The sequence below is a fragment of the Bacillota bacterium genome (assembly GCA_040754675.1).
Lineage (GTDB): Bacteria > Bacillota > Limnochordia > Limnochordales > Geochordaceae > Geochorda.
Window position 1 is genome coordinate 1 of the sequence record JBFMCJ010000524.1, and the last position, 2,804, is coordinate 2,804.

5 protein-coding genes are annotated in these 2,804 nt (G+C 66.3%); all 5 read right to left on the reverse strand.

The window, feature by feature from the left end:
• Positions 1–63 precede the first annotated feature (63 nt).
• The 5 genes from AB1609_20160 to AB1609_20180 all read right to left on the reverse strand — a co-directional run bounded on the left by AB1609_20160 (position 64) and on the right by AB1609_20180 (position 2,799).
• Positions 64–270, reverse strand: coding sequence for a hypothetical protein (locus AB1609_20160; GenBank protein ID MEW6048757.1), 207 nt, complete (start codon positions 268–270; stop codon positions 64–66).
• 477 nt (positions 271–747) lie between these two features.
• Positions 748–1,254, reverse strand: a complete 507-nt coding sequence (locus tag AB1609_20165) for an IreB family regulatory phosphoprotein (GenBank protein MEW6048758.1) — start codon at positions 1,252–1,254, stop codon at positions 748–750.
• Positions 1,255–1,327: 73 nt separating this feature from the next.
• Positions 1,328–1,555 (reverse strand): type II toxin-antitoxin system HicA family toxin, encoded by a 228-nt coding sequence (locus AB1609_20170; GenBank protein ID MEW6048759.1) that lies wholly within the window; start codon positions 1,553–1,555, stop codon positions 1,328–1,330.
• Positions 1,552–1,788 (reverse strand): type II toxin-antitoxin system HicB family antitoxin, encoded by a 237-nt coding sequence (locus AB1609_20175; GenBank protein MEW6048760.1) that lies wholly within the window; start codon positions 1,786–1,788, stop codon positions 1,552–1,554. Before AB1609_20175 ends, AB1609_20170 begins: the two co-directional genes overlap by 4 nt.
• Positions 1,789–1,911: 123 nt before the next feature.
• Positions 1,912–2,799, reverse strand: a complete 888-nt coding sequence (locus AB1609_20180; GenBank protein ID MEW6048761.1) for a tyrosine-type recombinase/integrase — start codon at positions 2,797–2,799, stop codon at positions 1,912–1,914.
• Positions 2,800–2,804: the final 5 nt, after the last annotated feature.

The following is a 2,804-nucleotide window of genomic DNA, read 5'->3' on the forward strand; positions in this document are numbered from 1 at the left end:
CCGTGCCTGACCAAGCCCGTGCATCCCTTCCGCCGCCGGTCCACAAGCCCACAATCTCCAACCTCAGCCCGGCTTCCTCAGCCTCGCCCGCTCCGTCATCAACTCCAGGGCACCGGCCGCGGCCGAAACCGAAACAGCAGCCTCCCTCAGCGCCGCAAGGGCCCTGGAAACGTCCTCCTCCGCGCCGCTCTTCGCCGCTTCCAGGAGGCGGCAGGCGCGCATCAGCACGGGAAGCTCATCAGGGGCTCGTGAGAGGAGATGATCTGCCACTGTTAATTCCCTCCGCCGTTCGGCCCGCCCAACGCAGGATTCGACATTTCTTCGCATGTCCCTTGCCCTGGGCGCTGGGGCACCGTGCACGAAGAACGCTTCGTTCCTCCACCAACCCACTGAGCAAAGGCACCTGGCAATACAACGGGGGGCCATCCCCGCGCCATGGTTACAACCCACAAGGACCGGTGACACACCATGTCGAATCAAGGCGTGGCCGCCCGGGTCAGGAAGCGAAACCGGTTGGCGAGGGCTTCGGCTACGGCCGCAGGGCTCGCACAAACTCGCAAGTTGCTCCCATCCGCCTTGCCCCGGGTGGCCTCGTGCCCTCTCCGGCCCAAACACCGAACGCTGCTGCACGCGCCGATTACGCAGCACTAGTTCGCCGTCCGACCCCAGCCAGCGGCTCGGGATCACGGCCTGGCCCGGATTCGGACAACCACCCCCGCTGTGGCAGCAGGCTCCGGCAACTTCGATCTATCCGGCATCGCCAGGCTCGGCAGGGCCCTCCCCCGCGTCTACAAAATACGCCCTCAGCAATTCCCCCACGATCTCGTAACGCTCAACGGACTGAATCAACTCCCGGGCCCCCCTGAAACCGGTGATGTACGCCGGCTCCCCGGAGAAGGAGGTAGCCCGCAATCTGGCACACCGGATCGTGAACACCTCTATCCCGGATGGCCTCATAAACGCGCGTGACCACCTCTCGAATACCGGGCCCGTGATACGCCGTGCTTTTGTGCTCTGACGCCCCCATTTCCCGAACCCCGCCTCTCCCAGACACCAGAATACACCATTCTGGACCTCCCGGTCGAGGGCACGCCGAAAGGCCACCAGCAGCACCGGCCATTCCCACGCCACAGCCCTCTCCAGGTCCGTGAACGAGAGCTTCGTGTGCCGCGCCGTCGTGTTCAGACCGGCGTCCCCGGCAAGACCCGCCACCCGGTCCGCGCTCTCGCCGGCATCGACAAGCTGCTTATCCAACCTGACGCTGGCCCGGGTGTGCCGGGGTGGCCGCAACGATCTCTCTGCTTCAGCCCGGCGTGAAGGCGGGTTCCTACAGCAGGGAGGCAAGCTCTTCGGCGGTCATCCCAGCCTGCCGCAGGATCGACTGCATGGTCCCCACGGGCAGGTCGCGGTGCCCATGCACGGGCACCACAACCAATCCGCCTTCTCCGGGACGCCGAAGATAGTAGTGGCTCCCCCGCACGTGGGTCACCACGAACCCAAGCCGCTGCAAGGCACGCAGCACCGCCCGGTCGCTGCCCCTCGGAACACGACTCAACCCACAGCCACTTCCACTTCTACCACTTCTGGCCCAGGCCGCGGCGCCGGCAGGGACAGACCCTCTTTCGCAGCCGCCTCAATGTACCCCAGGATGGCTTCACGCGTCTGCTCCAACGCCTGCTCCTTCGTCTCACCGTAAGTGGAAAGCCAGTCCAGGTCGGGAACGTACGTGACCCACACCCGGTCGTCCGGGTCCCACTCGAGCAATACCCTGAACTGCCGCCGAGCCATGCGTCAAGCCTCCCGTCCGCTCACCCCGTTTGCCCGCGCAAATGGTATACCGCATTGCCTCCCTCCCCGGACCAAACCACGACGCAACAGCAGCAACCAGCCCCGGGGCATCACCGCTTGCCCTCACTCCCAGGCCAACCTGGCGACCGCCTTCTCCAGGTCCGTGAACGACGGCTTCGTGTACCGCGCCGTCGTGTTCAGGCTGGCGTGCCCGGCAAGCGCCGCAACCCGGTCCAGGCTCTCGCCAGCGTCAACCAACATCTTACAGAACGTATGCCTGAGCGTGTGCACGGTGACCCGGTCCAGACCGGCTAGCCGGGCATACTTGCGCACCATCCGCTCCGCGGAGCGCTCGTTGAGCCGTTCCCCGTAACGGTTCAAGAACAGCCACTCCCCACCCGGATGCGCCGACTCCAGGTACTCCTTGAGCGCCTTGCGGATTGTCACGTTCAGCGGCACCTCGCGGTACTTGCCGCCCTTGCCGTGCCTCACCCGCACCCGGCCCGACCGCTCCCTGATCTCCACGTCGTCCACCCGCAGACCGCACGCCTCGCTCACCCGCAGGCCGGTGTGCAGCAACAGCATGATCAGCACCCGGTCGCGCACGGTGCCGTACCTCATGACCGCCCTCATCAGCGCGCCCAGCGCCCTGCGGTCAAGCCACCTGGGGCCCGGGACCTGCTCGGGGACCCGCTTCACCCCGGCTGCCGGGTTTGCCGGACAGAGTCCCTCTTCAACCGCCCACGAGAAGAACCGCCCCAGGGCAACTAGCGCCAGGTTGACCGTTCCGGGCTTGCGGCCTCTTTCCTGCATCCACCGGCGGTAGTCAGCCACATCGAGGGGCGTCACCGCCGCGAGGTCGAAGGCGCCCAGGCTACGCTCGTACCACGCGATGAAGCGCCTGACCTGACCCAGGTAGGTACTGATACTCCTCTCGGCAATGCCCCGCGCGCGGAGGGCCGAGAGAAACCGCTCGACAGCAGACCGTTGCTCGTTCTCTGGTGCAGCCATGCAGC